We start from the raw sequence: 24498 nt of genomic DNA, 5'->3' as shown, positions 1-24498 counted from the left end.
ATTTGATCGAAAAAACACAAAAAATCTTGTAAAATTCACAAGAAAAATAGGGAGCACTCTTGCAATCTTTAACCAAAACCCCGAAAATAGAGAGACAGATATATAGAAGATTTCTCTTTGGGAGGATTGGAAAGAACATGTGGGGTGCTCCTTTTACGGCTCAAGCCAAAAAAATGCTGCTATTAGGCAGTGGAGAATTGGGAAAAGAGGTCGTTATTGAGGCCCAACGACTGGGAGTAGAGACGATCGCTGTTGATCGTTATGAGAACGCACCTGCAATGCAGGTCGCGCACCGGTCTTATTGCATCGACATGCTGGATGCCGAAGCTTTGAAACAATTGATCCGTAAAGAAAAACCTCATTACATCGTACCTGAGATTGAAGCTATTGCAACAGAAGCTTTACTGGAGCTTGAGGAAGAGGGATTTTGTGTAGTACCTACTGCCCGTGCTGCACGTCTAACGATGGATCGCGAAGGCATCCGTCGTCTTGCAGCCGAACAATTGAAACTTCCGACAGCTGATTACCTTTTTGCGGACAACCTGGAACAACTTCAGGAAGCCGTACGTGAGCTTGGCACACCTTGTGTCATTAAACCATTGATGAGTTCTTCCGGCAAAGGGCAGAGTGTATGCCGTACACCGGGGGATGTGGAGGATTGCTGGAACATTGCTCTTTCGGGAGCTCGTGGCAAATCCGTTCGTGTCATCGTGGAGAGCTTTGTGCAATTTGATAGTGAGATTACATTACTTACCGTCAGGTCTGTATCAGGCACCGTATTTTGTCCTCCGATTGGCCATATTCAAAAGGATGGGGATTATGTCGAATCGTGGCAGCCTCATGCAATGACGCCTGAGCAATGGAAACAGGCTTGTCATATTGCCAAATCCGTTACGGATGAACTTGGCGGCTATGGACTGTTTGGAGTGGAATTGTTCCTAACATCGGATGGTGTTGTGTTCAGCGAGGTATCTCCTCGTCCGCACGACACAGGTATGGTTACAATGGTGACGCAAGACAGTTCCGAGTTTGCGCTGCATGTACGTGCAATTCTTGGTTTTCCGGTCACAGGTGTACATCTGTTGACACCGGGAGCTTCAGCAACGCTGAAAGCTAATGATGAAACATCTGACTTTACTGTAGGCGGGATTGAAGAAGCACTGGCTCTTCCTCGTACTCAGATTCGTGTATTTGGCAAACCTGAGACGAAGGTAGGACGCCGAATGGCTGTAGCGCTAAGTGCTGGCCAAGATGTGGAAGAAGCTCGTAAAACAGCGGTGCAAGCCGCTAATATGCTGAAAGTGGAGGTAAATCATGTCCAATAATGTTGAGGCCCCTGTACTGATGATCCGAGAGTGTGAACTGCGAGATGCTGAAGCGGTAACAGGATTGATGCGAGAGGTCAGCTATCCGACAACAGCTAATGTCATGAAAGAACGCATTGAATGTTTGGAAACTAATCCAAACGCATGCATGCTTGTTGCCGAAGTGGATGAACAAATTATTGGTGTGATTGGCTTGCAATGTGTGCAAAGTCATGCCTATCCAGAACCTGCCGCACAAATTACTTCCCTGATTGTAGGTCAAGAACATCGTGGTGGTGGTATTGGCCGTCGTCTGATGGCTCGTGCCGAAGATTGGGGCAGACAGCAAGGTGGTAAACAACTGTTTGTCACGGGTGCGAACCGTGAAGTGACTTCAACAACGTACTCTTTTTATGAGCACATTGGTTTCCAGAAGAGAGGCTATCGGTTCAGTAAGGTTCTTCTATAGTATAAAAAGGTCTTTCCTACAACATTAAATTCTCATGATATCCTGATCTGCATGTTCTGATGTAGTGACTGATAAATAAATGGTGAAGCGACATTCGACTAGCTTTGTTAGTCTGAATGTCTTTTTTTTATGGCTAAAAAATGACAAAAAAGTTACTTTTCCATATTTTATAGGTTCACAATCTCTTGTTGAATTGATATACTGCTAGAGTATTAATTACAAAGTTGTAATAACTAATTTTAAGGAGATGAATGAATTTGAAAAAGAAATGGATGAAAACTGTCGTAACGAGTAGTCTGACAGCCGTACTGGCCGTAGGTGTAATGCTCCCTGCTTCCGCGTCTGCTGCAGATTCAACATATAAGACTACCACAACGTATAAAATTACAAGTACAGACAGCCTGAAAGCATATATCGAACAGTGGCTCAAACAAAACGGATACACTGTATCCGAGGGACAAATTGTAGAGAAGCCTGCTACGCAGCCTGATCAAACGACCAAACCTGCTGAGCCGACTACAAAGCCAACTCAGCCGACAACTAAGCCTGAGCAACCGGCTAAACCAGCACAACCAACACAAGAAGAAAAACCGGCAACCACGCCAGCTAAAGATTCTTCAAACACAGGTAATACCGGTAACAATACAAGTAATAATGGCAGCGAAAGCACACAATCCGACTTTGCTACGCAAGTTGTAAAGCTTGTGAACGCTGAGCGTGCCAAAGCAGGTCTGAGCGCACTGACTTCAGATGCTCTTCTGGACAAAGTAGCTGTAGCTAAAGTAAAAGATATGAGCAACAATAACTATTTTGATCACCAGTCACCGACGTATGGTTCTCCGTTTGATATGATGAAACAATTCGGAGTAACTTACAGCTATGCAGGTGAAAACATTGCCAAAGGACAAAAAACACCTCAGGAAGTTGTAACAGCCTGGATGAATAGTGCAGGACACCGTGCCAATATTCTGAGCAAAAACTTTACACATATCGGTGTAGGGTTCTACAACGGATACTGGGCTCAAGAGTTTATCGGTAAATAAGTAATTATAATGAAGTAAATAAAAATTTGTATATGAAAAGGTTATGCCAGCACAGTTGAAATCTGTGTATGGCATAACCTTTTTTCCGTTAAATGACATATAGAAAATGAATTCTGCGAATGTAGCGGCAAAATTTGCAAATTAACGACAGAACATTTATGTTATTTAGGAATAGCATCATCAAGGCGTGTCTTGAAAACTCCGAAGCAGGCGGATTTTCAGACACGCCTTGATGTAAAGTCATTATAAATTATTAAGCACCCAGACTGGTGTACATGAGCGGAGATGTGATGATGAAAAAGAAAAAAAGCCTTGATTCAGCACCATGGATCTGGAGAACCGTCAGTACAGTATCCATCTTGGCAACCTTGCTGTTGTTATTTGGATTTGGATACGCTATAAAAGACGTGATTTTCCCCGAGGGAGATTCAGCGTTAACTACAGGCCAGGAGGCAACTGCTCCATCTAAGGATAAGGAAGGTGAACCGGCCGTAGTGGAAGATGGCAAGATTCGGATGGCCGTCATCGGTGATTCCTTGGCAAGAGGTACGGGGGATGATGAGGGACTTGGTTTTGTGAGACGTGCAGGGAACTTGCTTAAAGATAAAGGATATGATGTTCAGGTTCTAAATAATCTGGGTGTAAACGGGTTGAGAACGGATGCTTTATTGGAAAAACTCGATGAGCAAGGGGTGCGTTACGTCCTACAGCAGTCCAATTTTATTTTGCTATCCATTGGCGCGAATGATCTGTTCCAGGGAGGGCAAGTTCTACAGGGGGAAGATCCGCCAACAGCAGAGCAGCTGGCAGCGGCTTTACCGGAAACGTCAAAACGCCTTCAAGAGATTTTGAAGAAAGTCAAAGAAATCAATCCCGATGCACAGATTGCGTACATAGGGTTGTACAATCCATTTGGTGATGTGAAAGAATTGGAGAAGCCAGGGAATGCGGTTGTTGCCGCTTGGAACGATGCTGCACTGGCTATTTTAAACAATGAGGATAAGATGACACTTGTCCCTACATTCGATTTATTTGAAAATCATCTGGGGGAGTATCTCTCGTCAGATCATTTTCATCCAAACGGCCAAGGTTATGAGCAAATTGCAGTTCGGATTGCACAGGAATTTCAGGCGGATACACCGACAGAAGGGAGCGGAAAATAAATGGCAGAGCAGCAGTATGATTCCGTCCTGTCTGTACAGCATCTGAAGAAGCGGATTGGGCGCAAGTGGATCATTAAAGACGTTACATTTGACGTGAAACCCGGTGAAATCTTTGGATTTCTCGGTCCTAACGGTGCTGGGAAAACAACAACAATACGGATGCTCGTGGACCTGATCAAACCGACAGAAGGGAAAATTAAAGTCTGTGGGTATGATGTGAATCGGGACCCTGAGCGCGCTTTGAAGTATGTAGGCTCCATTGTTGAAAATCCTGAGGTATATACCTATCTGACCGGATGGGAGAACCTGGAACATTTTGCTCGCATGCAACCGGGAGTGGACAATGATCGTATCCAGGAAGTTGTGGATATTGTACGATTGGATCAGCGTATTCATGATAAAGTCAGAACCTACTCGCTTGGTATGCGTCAGCGGCTCGGTATTGCACAAGCGTTACTTGGGCGGCCTCGTCTGCTCATTCTGGATGAACCGACGAATGGTCTTGATCCAAAAGGAATTAAGGAACTTCGTGTCTTTATTAAACAACTTGCGAGTGAAGGCATGGCTGTATTTGTCAGCAGTCACTTGTTAAGTGAGATCCAGCTTCTCTGTGACAGAGTCGCAATTATCAGTGCGGGACGTGTGCTTGCCGTTGGAGGCGTAAGCGAACTGATTGAAGATCATTCCAAGTTGGCGATATGGCATGTATCCCCACTGGAGCAAGGTCAAAAAATGTTAATGGATGCAGGCATTGCTCTGGTAAGTCGACCTGCGGATGTAATGGATGATACGATTGTTGCGGGTCTTGGTCCCAACGCTGTGGTTGCCGAGATGCATGAAGATCGAATTCCTGATATGGTACAGCAGATGGTTCAAGCTGGTGTACAGGTTGAAGGGGTACAGCGGATTCAGCCTACGCTCGAACAACTATTCTTAAAAATGACAGAAGGTGAATCCATTGAGTAATATCATGCCGCTGATTCGCAATGAAACGATTAAGATGGTGAAGAAAAAACGGCTTTATATTATATTTATTGTACTTGCGATCCTGGTACCGATGTTTACGTATGCCCAGATGAAATCTGCGGAGAATAATCGTGACAAATTCGGAGGCGATTGGCGGCTTGAACTGCAACAGGCCATTACAGACAATCAAAACTCGCTCGGGAGCGATCGCGTGCCAGAAGAGTACAAGAAATATAGAACCGTGTATATCCAGCAGATGCAGTATTATCTCGAAAATGACATCAATCCCAAAGAACCGGGTGGTGTTACCTTTACACGGGAGTTCATGAACAATGCAGTAGGATTGTTTATTCCACTGTTAATCATGGCCATTGCTTCAGATCTTGTTTCAGGTGAACGTACCACAGGTACGATTAAAATGCTTTTAACGCGTCCGGTTAGGCGCTGGAAAGTGCTTCTGAGTAAATTAATTACTCTGATTATGTTTGTTTCGATCATCGTGGTATCAGCCTACATTATATGTTACGTCATATCGGGTGCGGTCTTTGGGTACAAAGGCTTCAACATGCCAATCTTTACAGGATTCAAAGTTGTGGGAACCGATGTAGATATGTCGGCAGTGCATGCTGTAGACCAGTGGCTGTATATGCTTATGCAGGCAGGACTGATCTGGTTTGTGAGTGTAATCGTGGCTATGCTAGCATTTATGGTATCCGTACTTGTGCGAAGTACAGCTGCGAGTATCGTTATTATGATGGCCGCTCTGATTGCAGGAACTATCTTGACAAGTATGGCTGCATCTTGGCAAACAGCGAAATATCTGTTCATGGTTAACCTCGAACTTCCTGATTATTTGTCAGGTGGATTACCGCCAATCGAGGGTATGAATTTAGGTTTTTCTCTTATTGTGCTTAGTGTTTGGGGCGTTGCTTCACTCATTGTGTCATTCCTTGTCTTTACGAAACGGGATATCTTGAATTAAAATGGACAAGGATAAGAAAACATCTGTTTGCATTTTAAGCATTTTTTTAGTTGCAAGTTAAGAAGGGGGAGCATGAATGGTCGAGCAAATCGATATGTCGGCAGGTTCGACAGGCGGAGGACAGGGGTCTTCAGGCTACGACGCGGACGACATTCAAGTACTTGAAGGGTTGGTAGCAGTACGGAAACGGCCGGGGATGTACATCGGCAGCACCAGCACTTCGGGTTTACATCATTTGGTATGGGAAATTGTCGACAACGCTGTCGACGAACATCTCGCCAAATTCTGCTCCAAAATCGATATCACGCTGCATAAGGACGGTTCTATTACGGTTCAGGATAACGGAAGGGGAATTCCGACAGGTATACATAAAACAGGGATTCCTACTCCCCAGGTCGTGTTTACGATTTTGCACGCAGGCGGAAAGTTCGGTGGATCAGGATACAAAAAATCAGGCGGTTTGCACGGTGTAGGTGCGTCAGTTACAAACGCATTGTCCGAGTGGCTTGAAGTCGAGATTTTCCGTGATGGCAAGATTCATCGTCAGCGATTCGAGTATTGGAAGGACAAAAAAGGGATTGAACATGTCGGTGAACCGGTCTCCGGTCTCGAAGTGTTGGGCAATACCAATCGGACAGGTACGAAAGTGACATTCAAACCGGATATTCGGGTGTTCCAGAATGGCATTCAATTTAATTATGATACATTGGCAGAACGCCTTCAGGAGATTGCTTTTCTGAATTCAGGTTTGAAAATTGTGCTCAAGGACGAACGTTCGGGCAATCAGGATGAATACATGTATGAAGGCGGAGCAAGCCAGTTTGTTGCTTTTCTTAACGAAAATAAAGATGTGCTGCATGATGTTATTCACTTCTATGCGGAGAAGGATGACATTGAAGTCGAAGTGGCAATTCAGTATAACGCGGGTTATACAGAGACACTGGCTTCGTTCGTGAACTCGATCCCTACTCGGGGTGGCGGTACTCATGAGACCGGATTCAGGGCTGCGTATACCCGTGTAATGAATGATTACGCACGGCGTACCAGCATGATCAAGGAAAAAGATAAAAACCTCGAAGGTAATGATCTGCGTGAAGGCATGATGGCCGTCATCAGTGTCAAAATGTCAGAGGTTGAGTTCGTAGGTCAGACGAAGGATCAGCTTGGGAGCGCAACTGCGCGGAGTGCTGTGGATTCGGTCGTGTCCGAGAATATTCAGCGGTTCCTGGAAGAAAACCCGCAGGTAGCGCAAACGTTAATTCGCAAAGCGGTTCAAGCCTCCAGAGCCAGAGAAGCAGCTCGCAAAGCACGTGATGATATGCGTACAGGCAAGAAACGCAGTGAAAGTTCCAACCTGAACGGCAAGTTAACGCCGGCGCAATCCAAGGATTTTACCCGAAATGAGTTGTTTATTGTCGAAGGTGATTCCGCGGGTGGTTCTGCCAAACAGGGACGCGACTCGAAGATTCAGGCGATTCTGCCCCTCAAGGGAAAACCGCTCAATCCGGAAAAATCGAAGCTGGCGGACATTCTCAAAAATGAAGAGTACCGCGCCATAACCGCGGCGATCGGGGCGGGCATAGGAACCGAATTTGCAGTTGAAGACAGCAATTATTCCAAAATTATCATTATGACAGATGCGGATACGGACGGCGCACATATTCAAGTGCTATTGCTGACCTTCTTTTATCGTTATATGAAGCCTTTAATTGATGCAGGCAAAGTATATATTGCTCAGCCGCCATTGTACAAACTTACTCGTAAGTCTGGTAAGCTCGCGAGTGTTCGATATGCATGGACGGATGAAGAACTGGCGAATTATATGAAGGAATTCGGTAATAATGTTGAGCTTCAACGATATAAAGGTCTTGGTGAGATGAATCCGGATCAACTGTGGGAGACAACAATGAATCCGGAAACTCGTGCGATGCTGAAGGTACAGATTGTTGATGCAGCAAAAGCAGAACGTCGTGTATCTACGCTCATGGGTGATAAGGTTGATCCGCGGAAACGCTGGATTGTAGAGAACGTCGACTTTACAGAGTACGAAGAATAGAAGGTGCTTGGAATGAGTCCATCAGAACAATTTATGCCGGCCTTTCTCGAAGAGGTCGTAGGGGACCGTTTCGGTCGCTACTCCAAATATATTATTCAAGATCGAGCCATTCCGGACGTCCGGGATGGATTGAAGCCAGTACAACGGCGTATTCTGTACGCCATGTACGATTCAGGTAATACGCCTGACAAGACTTACCGCAAGTCTGCCAAAACCGTTGGGGACGTAATGGGTAATTATCATCCACATGGTGACTCCTCCATCTATGAGGGCATGGTGCGGATGGCTCAACCATGGAAAATGGGCCATATGCTCGTGGACGGTCATGGTAACTGGGGATCACAGGATGATGACCCGGCAGCGGCGATGCGGTATACGGAGGCCCGTTTGTCGCCCATCGCGATGGAGATGCTTCGCGATATCGAGAAACGGACGGTTCTGTTTAAGGATAATTTTGATAATACGGCCAAAGAACCGGTTGTATTGCCATCCCGTTATCCGAACTTGCTGGTTAATGGTGTCAGCGGTATCTCCTCAGGGTTTGCAACGGAGATTCCTCCACACAATTTGCGTGAAGTCATTGATGCTTCGATCGCTGTGATGGAGAAACCGTCAATTGAGCTGGACGAAATTATGATGTTCATGAAGGGTCCAGACTTTCCAACAGGCGGATTGATTATGGGCGGTGACGGCATTCTGGATGCTTATCGCACAGGTAAGGGACGGATCTATATCCGCTCCAAAACCGAGATTGAAAACATGCGCGGTGGCAAACAGCAAATCGTCATTACCGAAATTCCTTATCAAGTCGTGAAGTCGCGTCTGGTTACAGCGATGGAGAACATTAGACTTGAGAAAAAGGTCGAAGGTATTGCCGAAGTGCGTGATGAGAGCGGACGTGAAGGGCTGCGGATCGTGGTTGAGCTGAAAAAAGAAGCTGACGCACAAGGTATTTTGGCTTATTTGCTGAAGAAAACCGACCTTCAGGTCACTTATAACTTCAATATGGTTGCGATTGTGAATAAAGCACCACAGCAAATGGGATTGAAATCAATTCTGGAGGCTTACATTGCCCATCAGCGGGAAGTAGTCACATTCCGTACCCGGTTTGAGCTGGAGAAAGCGGAAGACCGTGCACATGTGCTGGAGGGCTTGGTTAAAGCTCTTAACATCCTTGACGAGGTCATTGCAGCAATCAAAGCGTCCAAGAATCGGCAGGATGCTCAAAATAACCTGATGTGGATGTTTGGATTCACGGAACGTCAAGCGGATTCCATCCTTACTTTGCAATTGTATCGTTTGACGAATCTGGAGATTAATTCTCTCGAGAAGGAACTCGGTGATCTGATGAAAAAGATTGCGCAATTACGATCCATTCTGGATAGTGACCGCAAGCTTATCGGAGTCATCCGCAAGGAATTGATGGAGATTCGTGAGAAATACGGTATAGACCGTCGTTCTGCGATCCAGGGTGAAGTGGAAGAACTCAAGGTTAATCTCGAAGTACTTGTGAATGCAGAAGATGTATTTGTTACGTTATCCAAAGAAGGATACGTGAAACGTACAGGCATGCAGTCCTTTACACGTTCTGGTGGTGAACGGAGCGGAAGTGGTGTAAAAGACGGCGATTATATCGCTCAGGTTCTGGAAGTAAATACGCTTGAGAATCTGCTTGTCTTTACGAGGAAAGGTCAGTATTTCCTGTTACCTGTTCATCAGGTACCTGAGTTCAAGTGGAAAGACCCGGGCACAGCCATTGTGAACGTCATTCCTCTTGCGAAAGACGACCGTATTGCAAGTGTGCTTGCTGTAAAATCCTTTGAAGAGCCGAATCACAGTCTGGTCTTCGTTACACGAAGAGGACAGGTGAAGCGGACGGAACTGAAGGATTACGTTACCAAACGTTCCGGCGCAGTTGCAGCTTGTAAAGTGGGTAAGGACGATGAAGTGTTATCTGTACATCTGAGTACGGGTGACCAAGATATTATGTTGATTACAAAAGAAGCCATGGCGATTCGTTTCCGTGAGGATGAGGTCAATCCAATGGGACGTGTATCCGGTGGTGTTCGTGGCATTCAGTTGAGAGATACAGATGAAGTTGTATCCGCCCTATGGGTTGCAGGAGATGAAGGTGAAGTTGCCGTGTTGTCCGATTTGGGATATGGTAAACGTTCATTACTGCTGGATTATGCTGTGCAGAGTCGTGGAGGCAAGGGACTTGCCACATTCGAGTTCAAGGAAGGCAAACGCGTGAAACCGAATGGCAGTCGTATTGTTGGCGCTTTTTATTGCAAAGAGCAACGCAACATCACTGTCATGACCAAGGAAGGCCACGTGCATCCGATCTCTTCGGAAGGTGTTCCGATTACGGAACGCAAACATATTGGCAAACTGCTCGTTCCTGTGGATAAACAGGACGAGATCGTTGAACTTCTGAGGGACTTCAATGAGAATCAGCCAGCATCAACTTGATAAAGAGTAAGCATAAAAGACTTTTCGCAGCGCAGCTAATCCTGTCATGCGAAGAGTCTTTTTTTGTTGTTCGAAGGCGGATTAGAAGAGCACATCCATGCGAAGTTTAACAACCTTCGTCGATTACGGTCGATCGCTAGGAAAATGAAAAAAGGCAGCAGGAATGCGGCTTTGGAGGGCGAAAACTTAAGCAGGTGAAGTGATAACCGGTTGCAGAGAGGAGCGATGCAAGATGTATAATTCCGATTTTGCCAAGTGCTGGTCCAGACTAACCAAAGATTATAAACTGCATATGGATCAAGAGCTGGCCCCCTCATTGACGGAGGCTCAGCTAGCTGTCCTGGAGGTGCTTGAGGATCATCAGAAGATGAAACCTTCGGATCTGATTCCTTATCTGGCGACTACGCCAGCTGCCGTAACCATGCTGCTCGATCGGATGGAAAAGAATGATCTGATTCGCAGGAATCGGGATAATCAGGATCGACGCATTGTCTGGGTTTCTCTTTCCGATAAAGGAAGAATGGAAACAGAGCGGGGGATTACCATCCGCAATGAATTCATGAACTCTGTTCTCAGTAACATATCGATGCACAATCAACAATTGCTGGTATATCTGTTAGGCAAAATGACAACACCTAAAACGAAAGAGCCTGCATTATCCACTTCGGTATAATACAATGCTGATTCTTCTGAGTAACCATAGGAGTACCTGCTCGTTTCACGCAGGAACCCTATGGTTATTTTATTTACAAATTACATATGATACACATTGTGTCCAGGTTAGTTGAGGAAGGGGCAAGGAAATCACATAGTTTAGTATGCCCCAATATTATTTTTGTGATTTCATATGTAAAGAGTTGACTATGTAAATATTTTTGTTATAATAAATAATTGTTCCCCTGATATTTCGTGTACGAAATATTATATTCCATAAGTAAAAGGGTGAAACAATGACTGATACGTATGAAGTATTCTATATTATCAATTCGTTCCGCCAAGTGAATCAAATGCTTTTTCGAGCATTCTGGAATGAAAACAAGGAGATCGAGTTGACTTCGATTCAGTTTATGGTGTTATCCATCCTGAGGGAGCGTCCTTCCATCGGCATCAACGAAGTAGCTGAGCTATGCCATATGGGCAGCAGTTCCATGAGTGCTGTTGTGGAGCGGCTCGTCAAGGGCGAGTATATCGTTCGGACACGTTCTGATGCTGACCGCCGATCCGTTAAACTTCAGATCACGGATAAAGGGGAGCAGGCCCAACAGGAAACCCACCATCTGTGGATGGAGAGAGTGTCACCCATTCTGGATATATCGAAGGAAGACCTTGAGCACCTACTTAGAATTCATAGTCAAATGATTGAAAAGTTACAAGGAAGAGAGATGAACAACATATGAGCACGACTACTGCTGCAGCTCCATCCTCCGCGATGGACAACATCAAGAAAGGCCCGATTGTAGCGGCATTGTTAATTGGTGCCTTCGTGGCATTCCTGAACCAAACCCTGATGAACGTAGCTCTTCCTAAAATTATGGAAGACCTCGCGATCAATGCAAACAAAGCCCAATGGTTAACCACGGGTTACATGCTCGTCAACGGTGTACTGATTCCGGTTACGGCATATCTGATTGCGAAATTTTCAACTCGTCAAATTTTCATTACAGCCATGACTCTCTTTACCATAGGGACGTTAGTCTGTGGTCTTAGTCCAACCTTTACGATTCTGATGGTGGGTCGTGTCATTCAGGCTGCGGGTGCAGGTATCCTGATGCCTCTGATGACCGTTGTATTCCTGACCATCTTCCCGATTGAGAAACGTGGTCAGGCCATGGGAACCATGGGGATCGCGATGATTCTGGCTCCTGCGATTGGGCCTACACTTTCAGGTTATGTAGTTGAGCACTATTCTTGGAGATTATTGTTCTACATCATCTTGCCATTCTCTATTATTGCAACGGCAATTGGTATTGCTTTTGTCAAAAACGTAACACGCCAGTCCAGACCTAAACTGGATTATCCAGGCGTTATTTTATCTACACTTGGTTTTGGTAGTTTGCTTTACGGATTTAGTGATGCGGGTACTGATGGATGGGGCAGTGCAATTGTCATTGGATGTCTCGTGGTAGGTGCGATTTCCCTGATTCTGTTCGTTATTCGTCAATTGACAACAGATCATCCGCTCCTTGAATTCCGTATTTTCAAGTACAATATGTATTCTTTAACGACAATCATCAATATGCTTGTGACGATGGCGATGTTTGCAGGTATGATCCTGCTTCCAATTTTCCTGCAAAACATTCGTGGTTTCTCACCGATTGAATCAGGACTTCTGATGATGCCTGGTGCGATATTGATGGGGATCATGTCTCCGATCACGGGTCGCATATTTGATAAGGTAGGCGCTCGCTGGCTTTCAGTTGCAGGTCTTGCCATTACGGCAATTACAACATTTGGACTGAGTCGTCTGGCCATCGACACGACTTACGGTTACATGATGTTTATCTACACGGCTCGTATGTTCGGTATGTCGATGCTGATGATGCCGATCCAGACAGCAGGTCTGAATCAACTGCCTCAACGTCTGAACGCGCATGGTACAGCGATGTCCAACACATTGCGTACGGTTGCCGGAGCGATCGGTACAGCCATTCTCGTTACCATCATGAGCAGCAAGCTCAAAACACATCTGGCCGATGCAGTGGCTGCGGGTCAGGTTGATCCTACTGATAAGACAGCGATGATAGCTGCTACAGCAGATGCAACAATATATGGTGTTAACTATGCATTCATCGTGGCTACCGGAATGACCGTGGTTGCTTTAATTATGGCGTTCTTTATTCGTAAAACGAAACCAGCTGTTGAACCTGTTACTGTAGAACAGGAAAAAGCGACGGCTACCGCATAACAAATATCAGATAAAAGCTAAAAAAAGAGAACTCTAGCAGTTGAAAAGGGGTAGCCCCTAACTGCCTGAGTTCTCTTTTTTGGTGTGCTGAAATATGGAGAGAGGAATCTTATTCGGGCTGGATCGTTGGATCGATAAGAAATACAGGATCGGGCTCATGTCCGAACCGTTTGAGATTAATGGTTCCGTTTAGTTGGAACTCCACACCTTCGCTAATCAGTTCTGTTTCCTGCATCATGCGCGAGTGTTCATCCGGTATGGAGATTTCGCCTTTTGCGTTGACGACACGGTGCCAGGGCAGACGTTCCTTGCGGCTCATCGAGTGGAGGATTCGTACGACTTGTCTCGCGGCTCTTGGACTACCGGCATGGGCTGCAATCTGACCGTAAGTCATCACTTTACCTTCTGGAATCGCCGCAATAATCGCAATGACTTGTTTGGTAAACGGGGTCATCAAAATGTCTCCTCTCTGTATCTTAGACTTATAGCTGGAAATATTAAAAAACGTGTCGTCAGATACAGAATCTGAACGACACGTTGTATGGACAGATCTAACCTGATCCTGTGTACTTATAGAGGTTGTTCAAAAGCTTTTTGGTACACTGCAGCAGGCCATTCCGCCCAAGGAAATTCTCTTGCAGGCAAGGATTGCAGAATAACTTCTTCCTTGGTAACTGGATGGGGGAAGGCTGCAATCACAGACCATAGCGCAATCTGTTGCCCGGGTTTATTCACGCTTGCACCGTACTTCTGATCCCCGTACAGAGGGCAGCCGACTTCTTTCATTTGCACCCGAATCTGATGAGATCTGCCGGTGTGCAGTTCGATATGGACGAGGCTGTAAAGGTCTGTCTCCCCAATAACGCGGTAATCGAGAACGGCATCCTTACCACCAGCTGTACCCTTAGGTACAACCGTAACAGTATTCGTGCGTGCATCCTTCAGGAGCGTATGTTTTAACGTTCCCTGTTGTGCAGGCAGCTTGCCATGTACAACTGCCGCATATATTTTACGGAAATGACGTCCCCGCACTGTCTCGGACAATCTCGAAGCTGCCTTGGATGTCTTGGCAAAGATCATTGCCCCTCCAACAGGACGATCAAGTCGGTGTACCAACCCGAGATAGACATTGCCAGGTTTGTTATATCGTTCTTTCAGATCCTGTTTCAGCAATGTAAGCAAATCCGGATCACCTGATGCATCTTCCTGAGTAGGTACATTGACCGGCTTCGTAATGCCTAATAGATGGTTGTCTTCAAACAGAATCGGAATTGCATCATGATCATGCCGATGTTCTGACATGATTAGGACTCCCAACGGCCCAGAATACCACAAGGCAGATCAAGACCACTGCGTGTGATCGGCAGCCCGATTTCACCTGCAGTAATGTCACCACCGTACTGAGCAGACATTGTCATGGTTAACATGTTACGCAGAACCGTGGAGGAGATACCCGTGGTGTAGGAGTTAACCAGCATGAATAATGGATTATCCGACAGGATTGTCATACATGATTTCAAGAATGGATAAAGGTTCTCTTCCAGTTTCCATGTCTCTCCATTCGGACCACGGCCATAAGAAGGAGGGTCCATGATAATGGCGTCATAACGATTTCCACGCCGTTGCTCCCGTTGTACGAATTTGAATACATCATCTGTAATAAAACGAACAGGGCGATCAGCCAGTCCGGATAATTGAACATTTTCCTTGGCCCATTGAACCATGCCTTTAGCTGCATCCACATGCACGACAGAAGCGCCTGCGTAAGCTGCGGCTACCGTTGCACCGCCTGTATAGGCAAACAGGTTCAAGACAGAAATAGGGCGTCCTGCATTGGAGATTTTATCCATCATCCAGCTCCAGTTGGCAGCTTGTTCAGGGAACAGGCCAGTATGCTTGAAGCTGGTAGGTTTAATGTGGAATTTCAGGTTTTCGTATCCGATCGTCCAGCGCTCGGGAATGGGCTTTTTCATATCCCAGTTACCGCCACCGGAAGAGCTGCGATGATAGTGACCATGCACTTGACGCCATTCATTGGTTTCTTGCTCAAGGGGCCAAATAATCTGTGGATCGGGTCTGCGTAAAATCACATCTCCCCAACGCTCCAGTTTCTCGCCGCCTCCTGTATCGATTACTTCATAGTCCTTCCAATTCTTAGCTACGTACATAATGATTTATCCATCCTTCAAAAGTCATTTGGATACTATTGTACAACAAAAAAGGGCTTGTACGCCAGTTGGGGGACGGGATCATTGGAGGAAGGTATGACATCGGACCTTAAAAGGGTGAAGGATGTTTAGCTGTGTTGAAATCCAATGTGCGCCATATATTGAAAAACAGAGATAATCAAAATTTAATTTGACAATGATAATCATTATCACATATGATTTTGTTAATTCAAATTCATTCTTTCTTCGGAGAGAATATTAACATGATCCAATTAAAGTGAGGGAAAAATAGATGGCTAAATTGTTAGTGGCTTATGCGAGCATGACGGGAAATACAGAAGAAATTGCAGAACTGATTGTGGAAGGAATTACACAGGGAGGACACGAGGCAGATCTGAAATCCGTAACGGATTGTAATGCATCCGATGTATTGGACTATGACGGATTCATGATTGGCGTCTACACTTGGGGAGACGGGGAGTTGCCAGATGAATTCCTGGATTTCTATGAAGAGCTAGATGAGCTTGACTTGAGCGGGAAGAGAGCCGCGGTGTTCGGAAGTGGTGATACCTCGTATGAGCAGTTCTGTGGTGCAGTTGATCTCGCTGCTGCCAAGCTGCAAGAGCGTGGGGCGGAGGTTTCTCCAGAGATGTTAAAAATAGAATACAGTCCGCTTGAGCAGGAGAAGGATTCATGCCGTGACTTTGGCAAACGCTTTGCTGCTGCCGGATTACAGGTGTCCTAAAGATCATGTTAAGACATAATATTCAGGCGGCGATGCCGGTCGGAAGGAATGACCTTCCTGTCCGCTTGCTTGAAGATTACAGATTGGAAGAAATGCTGCGCAGCCCAGACCGGTTCATCCGCCCTGAACCCGTGTCTGAGCAGCGTCCTCCACTGCAATGGAGGCACCGTGTACAATATGCGGTGAGCCATGCGGTTAATGCCTTTTATAGCTTGGACCCCGATGTTCGCAAAGAAGTACCCGTACAGTATTTACTTGAGAAGTGGTGGCCCAGAAAGACAGATGGTTTCGAATCGGTACTCCATTACTGGGATGTGAAGAGCAAGATCACGGATGAATTGTCACTCGCCATTGCAATGAACGATGATCTGAAGCATCCAGCCATTCTATTTGAACAGTGGAGAACGGAGTTACCTTCATTATCCATGCATTTGTCGATGATATTTCAGGCGGCCTGGCAACCAGAAGGATGGGATTCGCTGCTTATTCAGAAATATATGGTTGTCCATGATCCGAACGTAGTTGAGGCGTTTCAGCATATGGTCAGTGCATTCTGCTGGGAAGCTTTCGGAAAATTACCGGGGATGATCGAGATACACTGCTTGTTGGAAGGACGCAAAATTAGGTACATCCCTGGACGCCAGTCTCTGATTCGTTCCATGGACTACATTCACTTGATACGTGATAGCATGCCGCAAGCAGAAGTGGTGGAGTCAGAACAGTTTACAACGCGTGATAAAGTGCGCATACACGAAGAGGTAGATCGCTGGAGAACGGAAGCCGTTGAACCGAAGAAAACATGGTTGATGTGAAGGCGGTTGAAGGATAACGATATATCATGCAGATAGAGGAGGGAAAGTTGCCATGTCTACTGGTCTAAGTCAAGATATAAGCAGTAGCAAGAGACGTGCAGGAACTTGTGAATTCAGTCCGTTGCCAGTACCCCAATCGGTTATACGAAAGTTGCTTGATGAAGCAGATCCTTCATTATATGTGATGAGTTCAGAACCTTGGAGGTTTATGTTGTTTGCAGGCGAAGGGCGACAGCTATATTTGGAAGCGGTCAGACAGAGCTATCCACCCCATCTGGCTGATCGTTACGGCGATTGGGCTACATATCAGTACACGGAAGCGATCCCTACCCATCTGGTTGTGGTAGCGCCTGTGAATGCCCGTGAGGATAATCTTCTGGCGGCTAAAGCCTGGAGCAAACGTTTCAGTATTCTGGCTGCGGAACAGGGGTTGAATGCTGTCTGGAAGATCAATGATTATCAACAACATCCTGTATTTATGAATCTGATGGGTTTGACAAGTGCAGAGAAGGTGTTAGGTGTATTCCATATCGGTTACGGAGACCAGCCTGGATTGCGGGATGTCGATGCAAGCAGACCGGCCTCTGAACTGATGACGGTCTATGACCATCTGGTATAAAATGAATCTTTGGTTCTCTTATTTGCTGGTATTGGTTAGAAAATCACGAACGAGCTTACGATTTGTCTGATCTTTGTTATATACGGAGTATAATCGATTGGATACGGTAAGGACATTGCCAAAAAAGAATCGTTCGAATTGAGTCTGTCTGCCTCCGAATGATCCAGCCCCAAGTTCCCAGATCAGACGGAACAGAGCGTTGCGTTCATAAGAAGCCATATCGTTCCCTTTCAGATAGATATTCAATGAAGGGGCGATATCGGATTGAAACTCTTCTTCCTGAGGGATCATAATTACCCCACTCGAACCCAAAAGTTGCAGAGTTTCAATCATCTCAGGATAAAGTTTCGGGAAAAGAAGATTGGCTGCCATCAATGGTTTGGGTGCAGGTAATACAAATCCTCTTCCATCTGGTATCGCACCTGCCTCCGCAGCCAAAGCCAATGCTTTTAATGATTCAAGACCTGCGAACAGACGTGCAGTTTTCTCAATAACATGTGCTTCCGTATTCAGATCGAGAGTATCCGTGAGAAGCTGAATTGTACCGAGGACAAATTCCGTCTTGGCAATATAACGACACAATACCTGATGACCTGCGTGAATATGAAAGTTACTACCACTGAAGAGACGTGAGGACATCTCCTCACTTCCTGCAAAAAATATTCGTTCATGTGGAACGAGTACCCGGTCAAAGATAACGATATTGTCCATTTCTTCATATCTGGAACTCAGTGGATAGTTGGTGTGAGATTCGGCTGCATAGGTATCCCTGCATACCAGACTGATTCCTGGAAGATCATTGGGGACAGCAAAAGAGAAAGCAAATGGATTTTCGTCATCAAATGGGGCAGGAGAAGGTGACGGATAGACAAAAATCTCATCCGAAGTGGCCGCTTGTGTAGCCATCATAAATGCTCCGCTAATAATGAGACCTTCTTCGGTACGATCTACGACTTTTGCGGCAATAGCATCCTCAGTGGCATCCAATTGCCCTGACATTTTGCTGGCATAAGGCTGAATGAAGGCATGAGATAGCGTAATATCATGATCACGGCAGTAGGCATAATAATTCTTGAGATTTTCTGCATATTGGGGAGACAATTCGTTCAGAAGATCGGCACCTGTGTAAAAGGACATGATGGCTGTATTCATGTAATCGGGTGAGCGTCCAAGAAAGCCATGATGGACATTTGCCCAGATATTCATCCCTTCCCGTCGTTTGCGGAGGTCGTCGGCACTGGTTGGGGGAAGGAAGGATATGCCCACAGGTTTTCCATCGGCCGGAGAGGCATACGTCATCGTTTCCGTAAATTTAGGGTCAGATTGCAGATCATACATGTACATCTGAGTCTCCATTAAACCAGCAAATGCTACATGTTCAGAGCGTTTTCCAGTAATAAGGTTACCTTTGTACCAGCAAGGGACGGATTGTGCATCAATTCGTTCACGATACTGTGTGCCACTTTTAACAGGCATTGTTATTCACCTCTTGGTTCTAATCGTTCATGGGCAGATTGACTTCTTACGTAGTGTACGTAGGTGATCTGTCCAATGTGCATTTAAGAGGTGAGAAGGATTTTTACAGATTAGGGCTTGATAATAATTATCATTCTTGTTACAATAGACAAAGAAAAAAGGAACCGGTAAGGGCTCCTTTAGGGAATTACAAGAGATTACTTATTTTACTTCAAAAGTCTTACAGTCTGTTTCAGCAGACTGACTTGCTTCTTTGGAACTGTGGCTTACGATGTAGATTGAAGAAGCATTACATTTGTTCTCTTGAGCCCAGTGACGACAGGAATTAACTTCACACAATACGTCTTTTGCCATGATTGTTAACCTCACTTTAATTGGATTACATTCGTTGGTATAAAGAATCCAGATGTAGCAAGTTGCCGCTTGCGAATATGGAAAATTTTTGCTCTCACGAAAATTGGAGGGCTTTTTTGCGTTATACCCAACGATGCATATTTAGAATAGCAAATTTTATTGAAGCTTGCAACCAATGACTACCTTCTGTGGCAGAATAGTGGACGTGCTTTGGTTAGATTTGCAAAAAGGCATTAGTATGTTATTGTTTAATGGTAATAATTACGATTAAATAATCTGGAGGATTCTATATAAATTGAACTAAGCATTTACATGAAAAGGGAGAGGACAGAAAGAACCTGAAGAAGCGGAGCTAAAAGCTTTTTGAAAAAAAGCTACATCGGAAGCATATACTTCGCCTTTATCCACGGATTTCCCCTCTAGGGAAATAATCAAAAAATCTGGGGATAACAGCGATCGGAAGGTTGTTCTGTCATCGAAGTGGTCAGTGTAAATATTTATTAGTTCAACTTATATAACTTGAATCACGGACTGAAACTATAAATGAAGGAGCATTTGTTACATGAGCAAAATGAACCATATGAACCGGATTCCACGAGCAAAAGGGATCGATATGGCTGCTTTTTACACACCCAAAGAGTGTAGGCGCAAAGCCCAGCATATTGTATTTTCCGCTGAAAATGAGCGTATCATTAATGAATTCATCACCATTCTGGGCATGAAAGAGAAATTCAGAGAGCATGATGTGTCCATCCCCAATAAAATGGTCATGTTCGGGCCACCTGGTACAGGAAAAACATTAACGGCATCACATCTGGCAGAACGGCTTGATTTGCCACTGGTACTCGTGAGATTAGATGCAATTATTCATAGCCATCTTGGGGAGACGGGCAGTAATGTTCGCAAGTTATTCGAATATGCACGATTGAATCCCTGTGTGTTATTTCTAGATGAATTTGATGCCATAGGTCGCACGCGTGAGAGTAATGATGAAGTAAAAGAGATGGCTCGTGTCGTCAATACGTTGTTGCAGTGTCTGGACGAATTCGATGGGGACAGTATTCTGGTGGCTGCAACGAATCTGGAAACCCAACTGGATCATGCCATATGGCGGCGTTTTGATACGAAGATGACCTATGGTATGCCTGATGATTCAAGTCGCAGATTGTATATCAGCAAGTTGGTTGGGACATTTGAACAGGAGACCCGGCTGGAAGATTACATATGTGAACGCCTGGCAGGGTGCAGTTATGCGGATATAGAGCAGATCGTTTTGAAAGCAAAGCGGAAAGCGATCATAGCCAGCAGTTTACTTCATAAGCAACTGATCTCGGATGCGTACGATGAATATAGGCCACGTGTATTAGAGTGTTGACTGAAAAACGCTGGAATAGCCCAGTCTCCTGAATGGAATTCCTGGGCTATTTGTCATGTTAGTGTTAGCATGTTGCGTTACACTTTAACGGCTGCTCCGTATGCTTTTTCCGTATTCACGGCTTCTTGACTTGCAGTCCAGCGTGGCAGGCTCAATCTGAACGTGCTGCCTTCCGGACTACTGGAGAGAAGTGTCAGTTCACCGCCTTGTTCCTGAGCGAGTAGCCGGCTATATGTTAAGCCTAGACCCAGGCCGCGGTTACGACGTTTCTTGAGTTCTCCACGATAGAAGCGTTCGAAGATCTTGGGTTGGTCTTCAGACGCGATGCCTGTGCCGTTGTCCTTGACATCAACGTATAACATCTGTTCTTCTGCGCGTAGATAAATATGGAAGACAGCCTTTTGTTCAGGAGCTGTGGCATGAAGTGCATTATTGAGCAAATTAACAATGATCTGCTGAATGCGGAGAGCATCCCCCATGGTAAAGAAGTTGACTGGAGGGGTGTGCAGCTGAACCTCTGGCATTTTATCCTCATACGCAATCTTCCACTGATAGATGATCTCACCGACCAACAGCTTCAGATCCGTCCGTTCCTTGCGAACCGTAACACTTCCTGCTGCCATGGCGTTATAATCCAGCAAATCTGCGACCATACGCTCCATGCGTTCAGATTCCTTCAAAGCGATATCCAAAAATTCTTTTCCTTCCTGTGGACTCACAACATCGTCACGTACTGCCATTACGAGCCCCTTGATGGAAGTTACCGGTGTCTTGAGTTCATGACTTACCCCTGCCAGCGAAAGTGTGCGCCATTCTTCAAGTTGTTGGAGACGAGAGGCCATATCGCGGAATGAATTAACAAGTTCATTGATCTCACGCTCTCGTGTATTCAAGTCAAGACTCACATCATAATTGCCACCTCGAATCTGTTCAGCTGCATAGGCTACCTGACGAATAGGTCTGGATAACTTATTGGACAGGAGATAGATTGTGAACCATCCGCAGAGGATTAGTCCTCCGAGGATTAGAGCCACGAGCCATATGGTCTCTGGACCAAATGTAATGGATTGTTTGGACTGCATGACCCACACTTTACCCAAGGTTTGATCGCCCTCGGATATGTTGACCGTTACACCTGCATATTTGTTGTTTCGCGGTTCAAGATAGTCGTCTGATAGTCGATATTGTACATCTTTTTGCTCCATTTTAGGCTGGGAAAAAATCAATTGATTGTTGTTGTCCAAGATCATCACACAAAAATAATGATCTGTATTAAATAGTTTCTCTCGCTTGGTTACCAGTCTGTCCAGATCGGGTGGAACCCGTAGTATATTATTTTCACTGGTCACATGATCTGCGATCTCCAGACCCAGCAGTTCTGCAGTTTTGAGGCTTTTCTCAATGGAAGTTGTTCGAATCCAGTAGAGTGCCCCAGCCACAATAATTGTGAAACCAATACATAAAATCAGAAAATATCGCAGTGTCCAGTGTGAAAGAATGGATATCGTTCGTTTCGGTTTCTTCTGTTTCAGTTGGCTATCCAAAATTGATACCCCATTCCTCGCAACGTCCGAATTTCTCCTGTCTCTGGCGACCAGTGGGAGAGGGCTTGACGCAGTCGTTTAATCGATAGATCCACAGCACGGTCACTGCCATCATAGTCCATCCCCCATACCTGTTCAATAAGGTGATCCCTGGTAAACGTACGATTCGGATAATCGGACAGGAAGAACAGTAATGAGAGGTCACGAGGTGTGAGTGCAACTTCTGCACCGTTCAGCAGCACCTGCTTGGCAGCAAGATCAATGACGAGATTTCCAAAGGAACGTTTCTCTTCGCCGCCTGAGGTCCAATGTGGATTACGGCGCAACACCGCATTAACTCTGGCGACCACTTCTTCCGGTACAAAAGGTTTGCTCATATAATCGTCAGCACCGGCATTCAATCCGTTGAGACGATCTGAAATGTCATCCAGTGCGGTTAGCATGATCACGGGACAAGCACTTTTTTCACGAATAATCCGCAGCAGATCCCATCCATCCATTCCTGGCAGCATCACATCAAGTAATACAAGGGAAGGCGTTACGGTATCAAAAAAGGTAAGTGCAGTCGGTCCATCTGCTGCATGATGAACTTCGAATTCTGCTTTTCTCAGATAAGCAGCCAGTACTCGTGCAATAGCTTGTTCATCCTCGACGATAAGTATGGATTTCAAGAAAAGCGTTCTCCTTTCATTTCATAAACTTGTACTGATTTTACATGAGCCAGAGCGTAAAGCCAATCCTGTATTACGGATTCGAAAAAAATATGGGCCTTGTCTTTTCTTGACTTCTTCCTGACACATTCAATTGATATGATCCATTCAACAACCAACTTAAACAATGATGCACTGGAGGAAATAGAGATGAACAAGAAAGCAAAAGCATGGCTCATAACAGGTGTAGCGGCTGTTGTCGTAATCGGTGGCGGTGGATACTATCTCAGCAATAGCTATTTGGGGAACAACGTGGAGATTGAGCAGGTGATTCCTGCGAGCACAGCGACTTCCACAACTACGGTAGACAGCACAGGAACGGCTATAGCCAATGAAACTGCGGGAGCAGAGCAATTGAACGGAGACTGGAGCATTAGTGAAGGTTCCAAAGTATACTTCTCTGTAACTACTTCGCAGGAGACCGTTAACTTTGTGGACGAGCAGGTAACAGGCAATTGGACTATTAATGTAGACGATGCTGCTCAGATGAAAGCAGAAGGACAGATCGAGATGGATGGAATTGATTCCGGGAATGGACAGCGTGATGGTCACGTGAAGCAAGCGGATTTCTTCGACATTGCTACATATCCGCAAGCAACATTTACAGCGACTTCATTTGAAGGGGTACCTGCAGAATGGCCTGTCGGTCAAACGGTTGATATCAAGATGAAGGGTACTTTAACCGTTAGAGGTATTGAAAAAGAAGTCACTTTTGATGCAAAAGCGGCTTATGAGAATAACGAAGTTTTGTTGTCAGCGACATCGATGGTAACCTTCGAAGATTTCGGAATGGAAAATCCGCACTCGGTTGTGCTTTCGACAGAAAATGATATTCAGGTACAGCTTGAATTAAAACTCTCCAAATAAGTATAGCAACGATCATATACCTAAAAATCTGTTCTGCATCCGCATTCCGGTGCACGGACAGATTTTTTTTGTTTCTTACAAATCGTGGATTCTTATAGTGTGCGTTGTCATATGGTTGTCATATGAATGAAAATTTAAGATGCTGTGAAACTACGAGATTTGGATTTTATTGATGACGAACCTAACACTCATCTAAGTATAGTTTTGTGGGACATTGGACCAGTGCACATTAAACTAACGTAGAAACGTTAGTGTATAATGACAACAAGAAGCGGCCGATTATTGTGAATCAGGCCAAAAAAACAGAAGGGGTTACGGGAATTCATCTAGAGGTCAGCTAATGTATGTGAAGTTCTCTAATATCTGGAGTGCTTCACTGTATTTAGTGAGATACGAGTGAGCATTTTTGCCCAAAAGGGCAATCAGACATACCCATTTGTACGATGCAAAGGAGGGGTAGATAACATT

23 protein-coding genes are annotated in these 24498 nt (G+C 45.2%); 16 read left to right on the top strand and 7 right to left on the bottom strand.

Annotation, left to right across the window (positions count from 1 at the left end):
• Positions 1–137: 137 nt before the first annotated feature.
• From purT to MKX40_RS18970, 11 genes are all read left to right on the top strand, one after another.
• Positions 138–1325 (top strand): formate-dependent phosphoribosylglycinamide formyltransferase, encoded by a 1188-nt coding sequence (purT, locus tag MKX40_RS19020; protein WP_339235059.1) that lies wholly within the window; start codon positions 138–140, stop codon positions 1323–1325.
• Positions 1315–1773: a GNAT family N-acetyltransferase gene (locus MKX40_RS19015; protein ID WP_253438357.1), complete on the top strand. Its 459-nt coding sequence runs from the start codon at positions 1315–1317 to the stop codon at positions 1771–1773. Before purT ends, MKX40_RS19015 begins: the two co-directional genes overlap by 11 nt.
• A gap of 257 nt (positions 1774–2030) precedes the next feature.
• Entirely contained in the window at positions 2031–2816 is a 786-nt protein-coding gene (locus MKX40_RS19010; protein ID WP_339235054.1) for a CAP domain-containing protein, read from the top strand.
• 293 nt (positions 2817–3109) lie between these two features.
• Complete coding sequence (locus tag MKX40_RS19005; protein WP_339235052.1) at positions 3110–3979, top strand: GDSL-type esterase/lipase family protein; 870 nt, start codon at positions 3110–3112, stop codon at positions 3977–3979.
• The gene (locus MKX40_RS19000) at positions 3980–4945 is read left to right on the top strand and encodes an ABC transporter ATP-binding protein (RefSeq protein ID WP_339235050.1); all 966 of its coding nucleotides are present in this window, start codon (positions 3980–3982) and stop codon (positions 4943–4945) included. It begins immediately after the preceding gene.
• Entirely contained in the window at positions 4938–5927 is a 990-nt protein-coding gene (locus MKX40_RS18995; RefSeq protein ID WP_253438348.1) for an ABC transporter permease, read from the top strand. The genes MKX40_RS19000 and MKX40_RS18995 overlap by 8 nt, the downstream gene beginning before the upstream one ends.
• A gap of 76 nt (positions 5928–6003) precedes the next feature.
• A complete protein-coding gene (gene parE, locus MKX40_RS18990; RefSeq protein ID WP_253438346.1) occupies positions 6004–7983 on the top strand; it encodes a DNA topoisomerase IV subunit B in 1980 nt (659 codons plus the stop codon).
• Positions 7984–7995: 12 nt separating this feature from the next.
• Entirely contained in the window at positions 7996–10455 is a 2460-nt protein-coding gene (gyrA, locus tag MKX40_RS18985) for a DNA gyrase subunit A (RefSeq protein ID WP_339235046.1), read from the top strand.
• Positions 10456–10687: 232 nt separating this feature from the next.
• Entirely contained in the window at positions 10688–11128 is a 441-nt protein-coding gene (locus tag MKX40_RS18980; protein ID WP_253438342.1) for a MarR family winged helix-turn-helix transcriptional regulator, read from the top strand.
• Positions 11129–11405: 277 nt separating this feature from the next.
• Positions 11406–11852 (top strand): MarR family transcriptional regulator, encoded by a 447-nt coding sequence (locus tag MKX40_RS18975; RefSeq protein WP_062835118.1) that lies wholly within the window; start codon positions 11406–11408, stop codon positions 11850–11852.
• Entirely contained in the window at positions 11849–13360 is a 1512-nt protein-coding gene (locus MKX40_RS18970) for a DHA2 family efflux MFS transporter permease subunit (RefSeq protein WP_124116268.1), read from the top strand. Before MKX40_RS18975 ends, MKX40_RS18970 begins: the two co-directional genes overlap by 4 nt.
• A gap of 109 nt (positions 13361–13469) precedes the next feature.
• Here MKX40_RS18970 and MKX40_RS18965 read toward each other — a convergent pair whose 3' ends face one another.
• The 3 genes from MKX40_RS18965 to MKX40_RS18955 all read right to left on the bottom strand — a co-directional run bounded on the left by MKX40_RS18965 (position 13470) and on the right by MKX40_RS18955 (position 15528).
• Positions 13470–13814, bottom strand: a complete 345-nt coding sequence (locus MKX40_RS18965) for an MGMT family protein (protein ID WP_253438335.1) — start codon at positions 13812–13814, stop codon at positions 13470–13472.
• Between the two features lie 116 nt (positions 13815–13930).
• On the bottom strand, positions 13931–14662 hold the full coding sequence (locus MKX40_RS18960) for an RNA pseudouridine synthase (protein ID WP_339235039.1): 732 nt from the start codon (positions 14660–14662) through the stop codon (positions 13931–13933).
• Between the two features lie 2 nt (positions 14663–14664).
• Complete coding sequence (locus tag MKX40_RS18955) at positions 14665–15528, bottom strand: class I SAM-dependent methyltransferase (RefSeq protein ID WP_017687801.1); 864 nt, start codon at positions 15526–15528, stop codon at positions 14665–14667.
• Positions 15529–15820: 292 nt separating this feature from the next.
• Here MKX40_RS18955 and MKX40_RS18950 point away from each other — a divergent pair, with 292 nt between their 5' ends.
• Genes MKX40_RS18950 through MKX40_RS18940 form a run of 3 tightly spaced genes read left to right on the top strand, consistent with a single transcriptional unit; the run spans position 15821 to position 17704 of the window.
• Positions 15821–16273 (top strand): flavodoxin, encoded by a 453-nt coding sequence (locus MKX40_RS18950; protein WP_339235037.1) that lies wholly within the window; start codon positions 15821–15823, stop codon positions 16271–16273.
• A gap of 5 nt (positions 16274–16278) precedes the next feature.
• Positions 16279–17085: a hypothetical protein gene (locus tag MKX40_RS18945; protein ID WP_339235035.1), complete on the top strand. Its 807-nt coding sequence runs from the start codon at positions 16279–16281 to the stop codon at positions 17083–17085.
• 52 nt (positions 17086–17137) lie between these two features.
• Positions 17138–17704 (top strand): nitroreductase family protein, encoded by a 567-nt coding sequence (locus MKX40_RS18940; RefSeq protein ID WP_339235033.1) that lies wholly within the window; start codon positions 17138–17140, stop codon positions 17702–17704.
• An 18-nt stretch (positions 17705–17722) separates the two neighbouring features.
• On the opposite strand, the gene MKX40_RS18935 is transcribed toward MKX40_RS18940, so the two are convergent.
• On the bottom strand, positions 17723–19180 hold the full coding sequence (locus tag MKX40_RS18935; RefSeq protein WP_339235030.1) for a 4-hydroxyphenylacetate 3-hydroxylase N-terminal domain-containing protein: 1458 nt from the start codon (positions 19178–19180) through the stop codon (positions 17723–17725).
• A gap of 201 nt (positions 19181–19381) precedes the next feature.
• Complete coding sequence (locus tag MKX40_RS18930) at positions 19382–19534, bottom strand: DUF1540 domain-containing protein (protein ID WP_074095586.1); 153 nt, start codon at positions 19532–19534, stop codon at positions 19382–19384.
• A gap of 562 nt (positions 19535–20096) precedes the next feature.
• Here MKX40_RS18930 and MKX40_RS18925 point away from each other — a divergent pair.
• Positions 20097–20909, top strand: a complete 813-nt coding sequence (locus tag MKX40_RS18925) for an ATP-binding protein (RefSeq protein ID WP_339235028.1) — start codon at positions 20097–20099, stop codon at positions 20907–20909.
• Between the two features lie 77 nt (positions 20910–20986).
• Here the strand turns inward: MKX40_RS18925 and MKX40_RS18920 are convergent, their stop codons facing one another.
• Together MKX40_RS18920 and MKX40_RS18915 are read right to left on the bottom strand one after the other, a co-directional pair.
• The gene (locus MKX40_RS18920) at positions 20987–22453 is read right to left on the bottom strand and encodes a HAMP domain-containing sensor histidine kinase (RefSeq protein WP_339235026.1); all 1467 of its coding nucleotides are present in this window, start codon (positions 22451–22453) and stop codon (positions 20987–20989) included.
• Positions 22438–23124 carry a response regulator transcription factor gene (locus MKX40_RS18915; RefSeq protein WP_339235023.1) on the bottom strand — a complete coding sequence of 229 codons (687 nt, stop codon included), beginning with the start codon at positions 23122–23124 and terminating at the stop codon, positions 22438–22440. The genes MKX40_RS18920 and MKX40_RS18915 overlap by 16 nt, the downstream gene beginning before the upstream one ends.
• A 189-nt stretch (positions 23125–23313) precedes the next feature.
• Between MKX40_RS18915 and MKX40_RS18910 the strand changes: the two genes are divergently transcribed.
• Complete coding sequence (locus MKX40_RS18910; RefSeq protein WP_339235020.1) at positions 23314–24030, top strand: YceI family protein; 717 nt, start codon at positions 23314–23316, stop codon at positions 24028–24030.
• Positions 24031–24498: the final 468 nt, after the last annotated feature.

It is taken from the genome of Paenibacillus sp. FSL R5-0517, assembly GCF_037974355.1.
Lineage (GTDB): Bacteria > Bacillota > Bacilli > Paenibacillales > Paenibacillaceae > Paenibacillus.
The sequence above is the reverse complement of the archived record's forward strand: the minus strand, read 5'-3'. Positions and strand labels throughout refer to the sequence as shown.

What these genes read in the sequence shown, in the direction of transcription:
- parE (WP_253438346.1), top strand. Translation starts at nt 6,004, where the DNA reads ATGGTCGAGCAAATCGATATGTCGGCAGGTTCGACAGGCGGAGGACAG.
- MKX40_RS18945 (WP_339235035.1), top strand. Translation starts at nt 16,279, where the DNA reads ATGTTAAGACATAATATTCAGGCGGCGATGCCGGTCGGAAGGAATGAC.
- purT (WP_339235059.1), top strand. Translation starts at nt 138, where the DNA reads ATGTGGGGTGCTCCTTTTACGGCTCAAGCCAAAAAAATGCTGCTATTA.
- MKX40_RS19015 (WP_253438357.1), top strand. Translation starts at nt 1,315, where the DNA reads ATGTCCAATAATGTTGAGGCCCCTGTACTGATGATCCGAGAGTGTGAA.
- MKX40_RS18980 (WP_253438342.1), top strand. Translation starts at nt 10,688, where the DNA reads ATGTATAATTCCGATTTTGCCAAGTGCTGGTCCAGACTAACCAAAGAT.
- gyrA (WP_339235046.1), top strand. Translation starts at nt 7,996, where the DNA reads ATGAGTCCATCAGAACAATTTATGCCGGCCTTTCTCGAAGAGGTCGTA.
- MKX40_RS18960 (WP_339235039.1), bottom strand. Translation starts at nt 14,662, where the DNA reads ATGTCAGAACATCGGCATGATCATGATGCAATTCCGATTCTGTTTGAA.
- MKX40_RS18975 (WP_062835118.1), top strand. Translation starts at nt 11,406, where the DNA reads ATGACTGATACGTATGAAGTATTCTATATTATCAATTCGTTCCGCCAA.
- MKX40_RS19000 (WP_339235050.1), top strand. Translation starts at nt 3,980, where the DNA reads ATGGCAGAGCAGCAGTATGATTCCGTCCTGTCTGTACAGCATCTGAAG.
- MKX40_RS18955 (WP_017687801.1), bottom strand. Translation starts at nt 15,528, where the DNA reads ATGTACGTAGCTAAGAATTGGAAGGACTATGAAGTAATCGATACAGGA.
- MKX40_RS18940 (WP_339235033.1), top strand. Translation starts at nt 17,138, where the DNA reads ATGTCTACTGGTCTAAGTCAAGATATAAGCAGTAGCAAGAGACGTGCA.
- MKX40_RS18970 (WP_124116268.1), top strand. Translation starts at nt 11,849, where the DNA reads ATGAGCACGACTACTGCTGCAGCTCCATCCTCCGCGATGGACAACATC.
- MKX40_RS18935 (WP_339235030.1), bottom strand. Translation starts at nt 19,180, where the DNA reads ATGCCTGTTAAAAGTGGCACACAGTATCGTGAACGAATTGATGCACAA.
- MKX40_RS19005 (WP_339235052.1), top strand. Translation starts at nt 3,110, where the DNA reads ATGAAAAAGAAAAAAAGCCTTGATTCAGCACCATGGATCTGGAGAACC.
- MKX40_RS18910 (WP_339235020.1), top strand. Translation starts at nt 23,314, where the DNA reads ATGAACAAGAAAGCAAAAGCATGGCTCATAACAGGTGTAGCGGCTGTT.
- MKX40_RS18930 (WP_074095586.1), bottom strand. Translation starts at nt 19,534, where the DNA reads ATGGCAAAAGACGTATTGTGTGAAGTTAATTCCTGTCGTCACTGGGCT.
- MKX40_RS18925 (WP_339235028.1), top strand. Translation starts at nt 20,097, where the DNA reads ATGAGCAAAATGAACCATATGAACCGGATTCCACGAGCAAAAGGGATC.
- MKX40_RS18950 (WP_339235037.1), top strand. Translation starts at nt 15,821, where the DNA reads ATGGCTAAATTGTTAGTGGCTTATGCGAGCATGACGGGAAATACAGAA.
- MKX40_RS18965 (WP_253438335.1), bottom strand. Translation starts at nt 13,814, where the DNA reads ATGACCCCGTTTACCAAACAAGTCATTGCGATTATTGCGGCGATTCCA.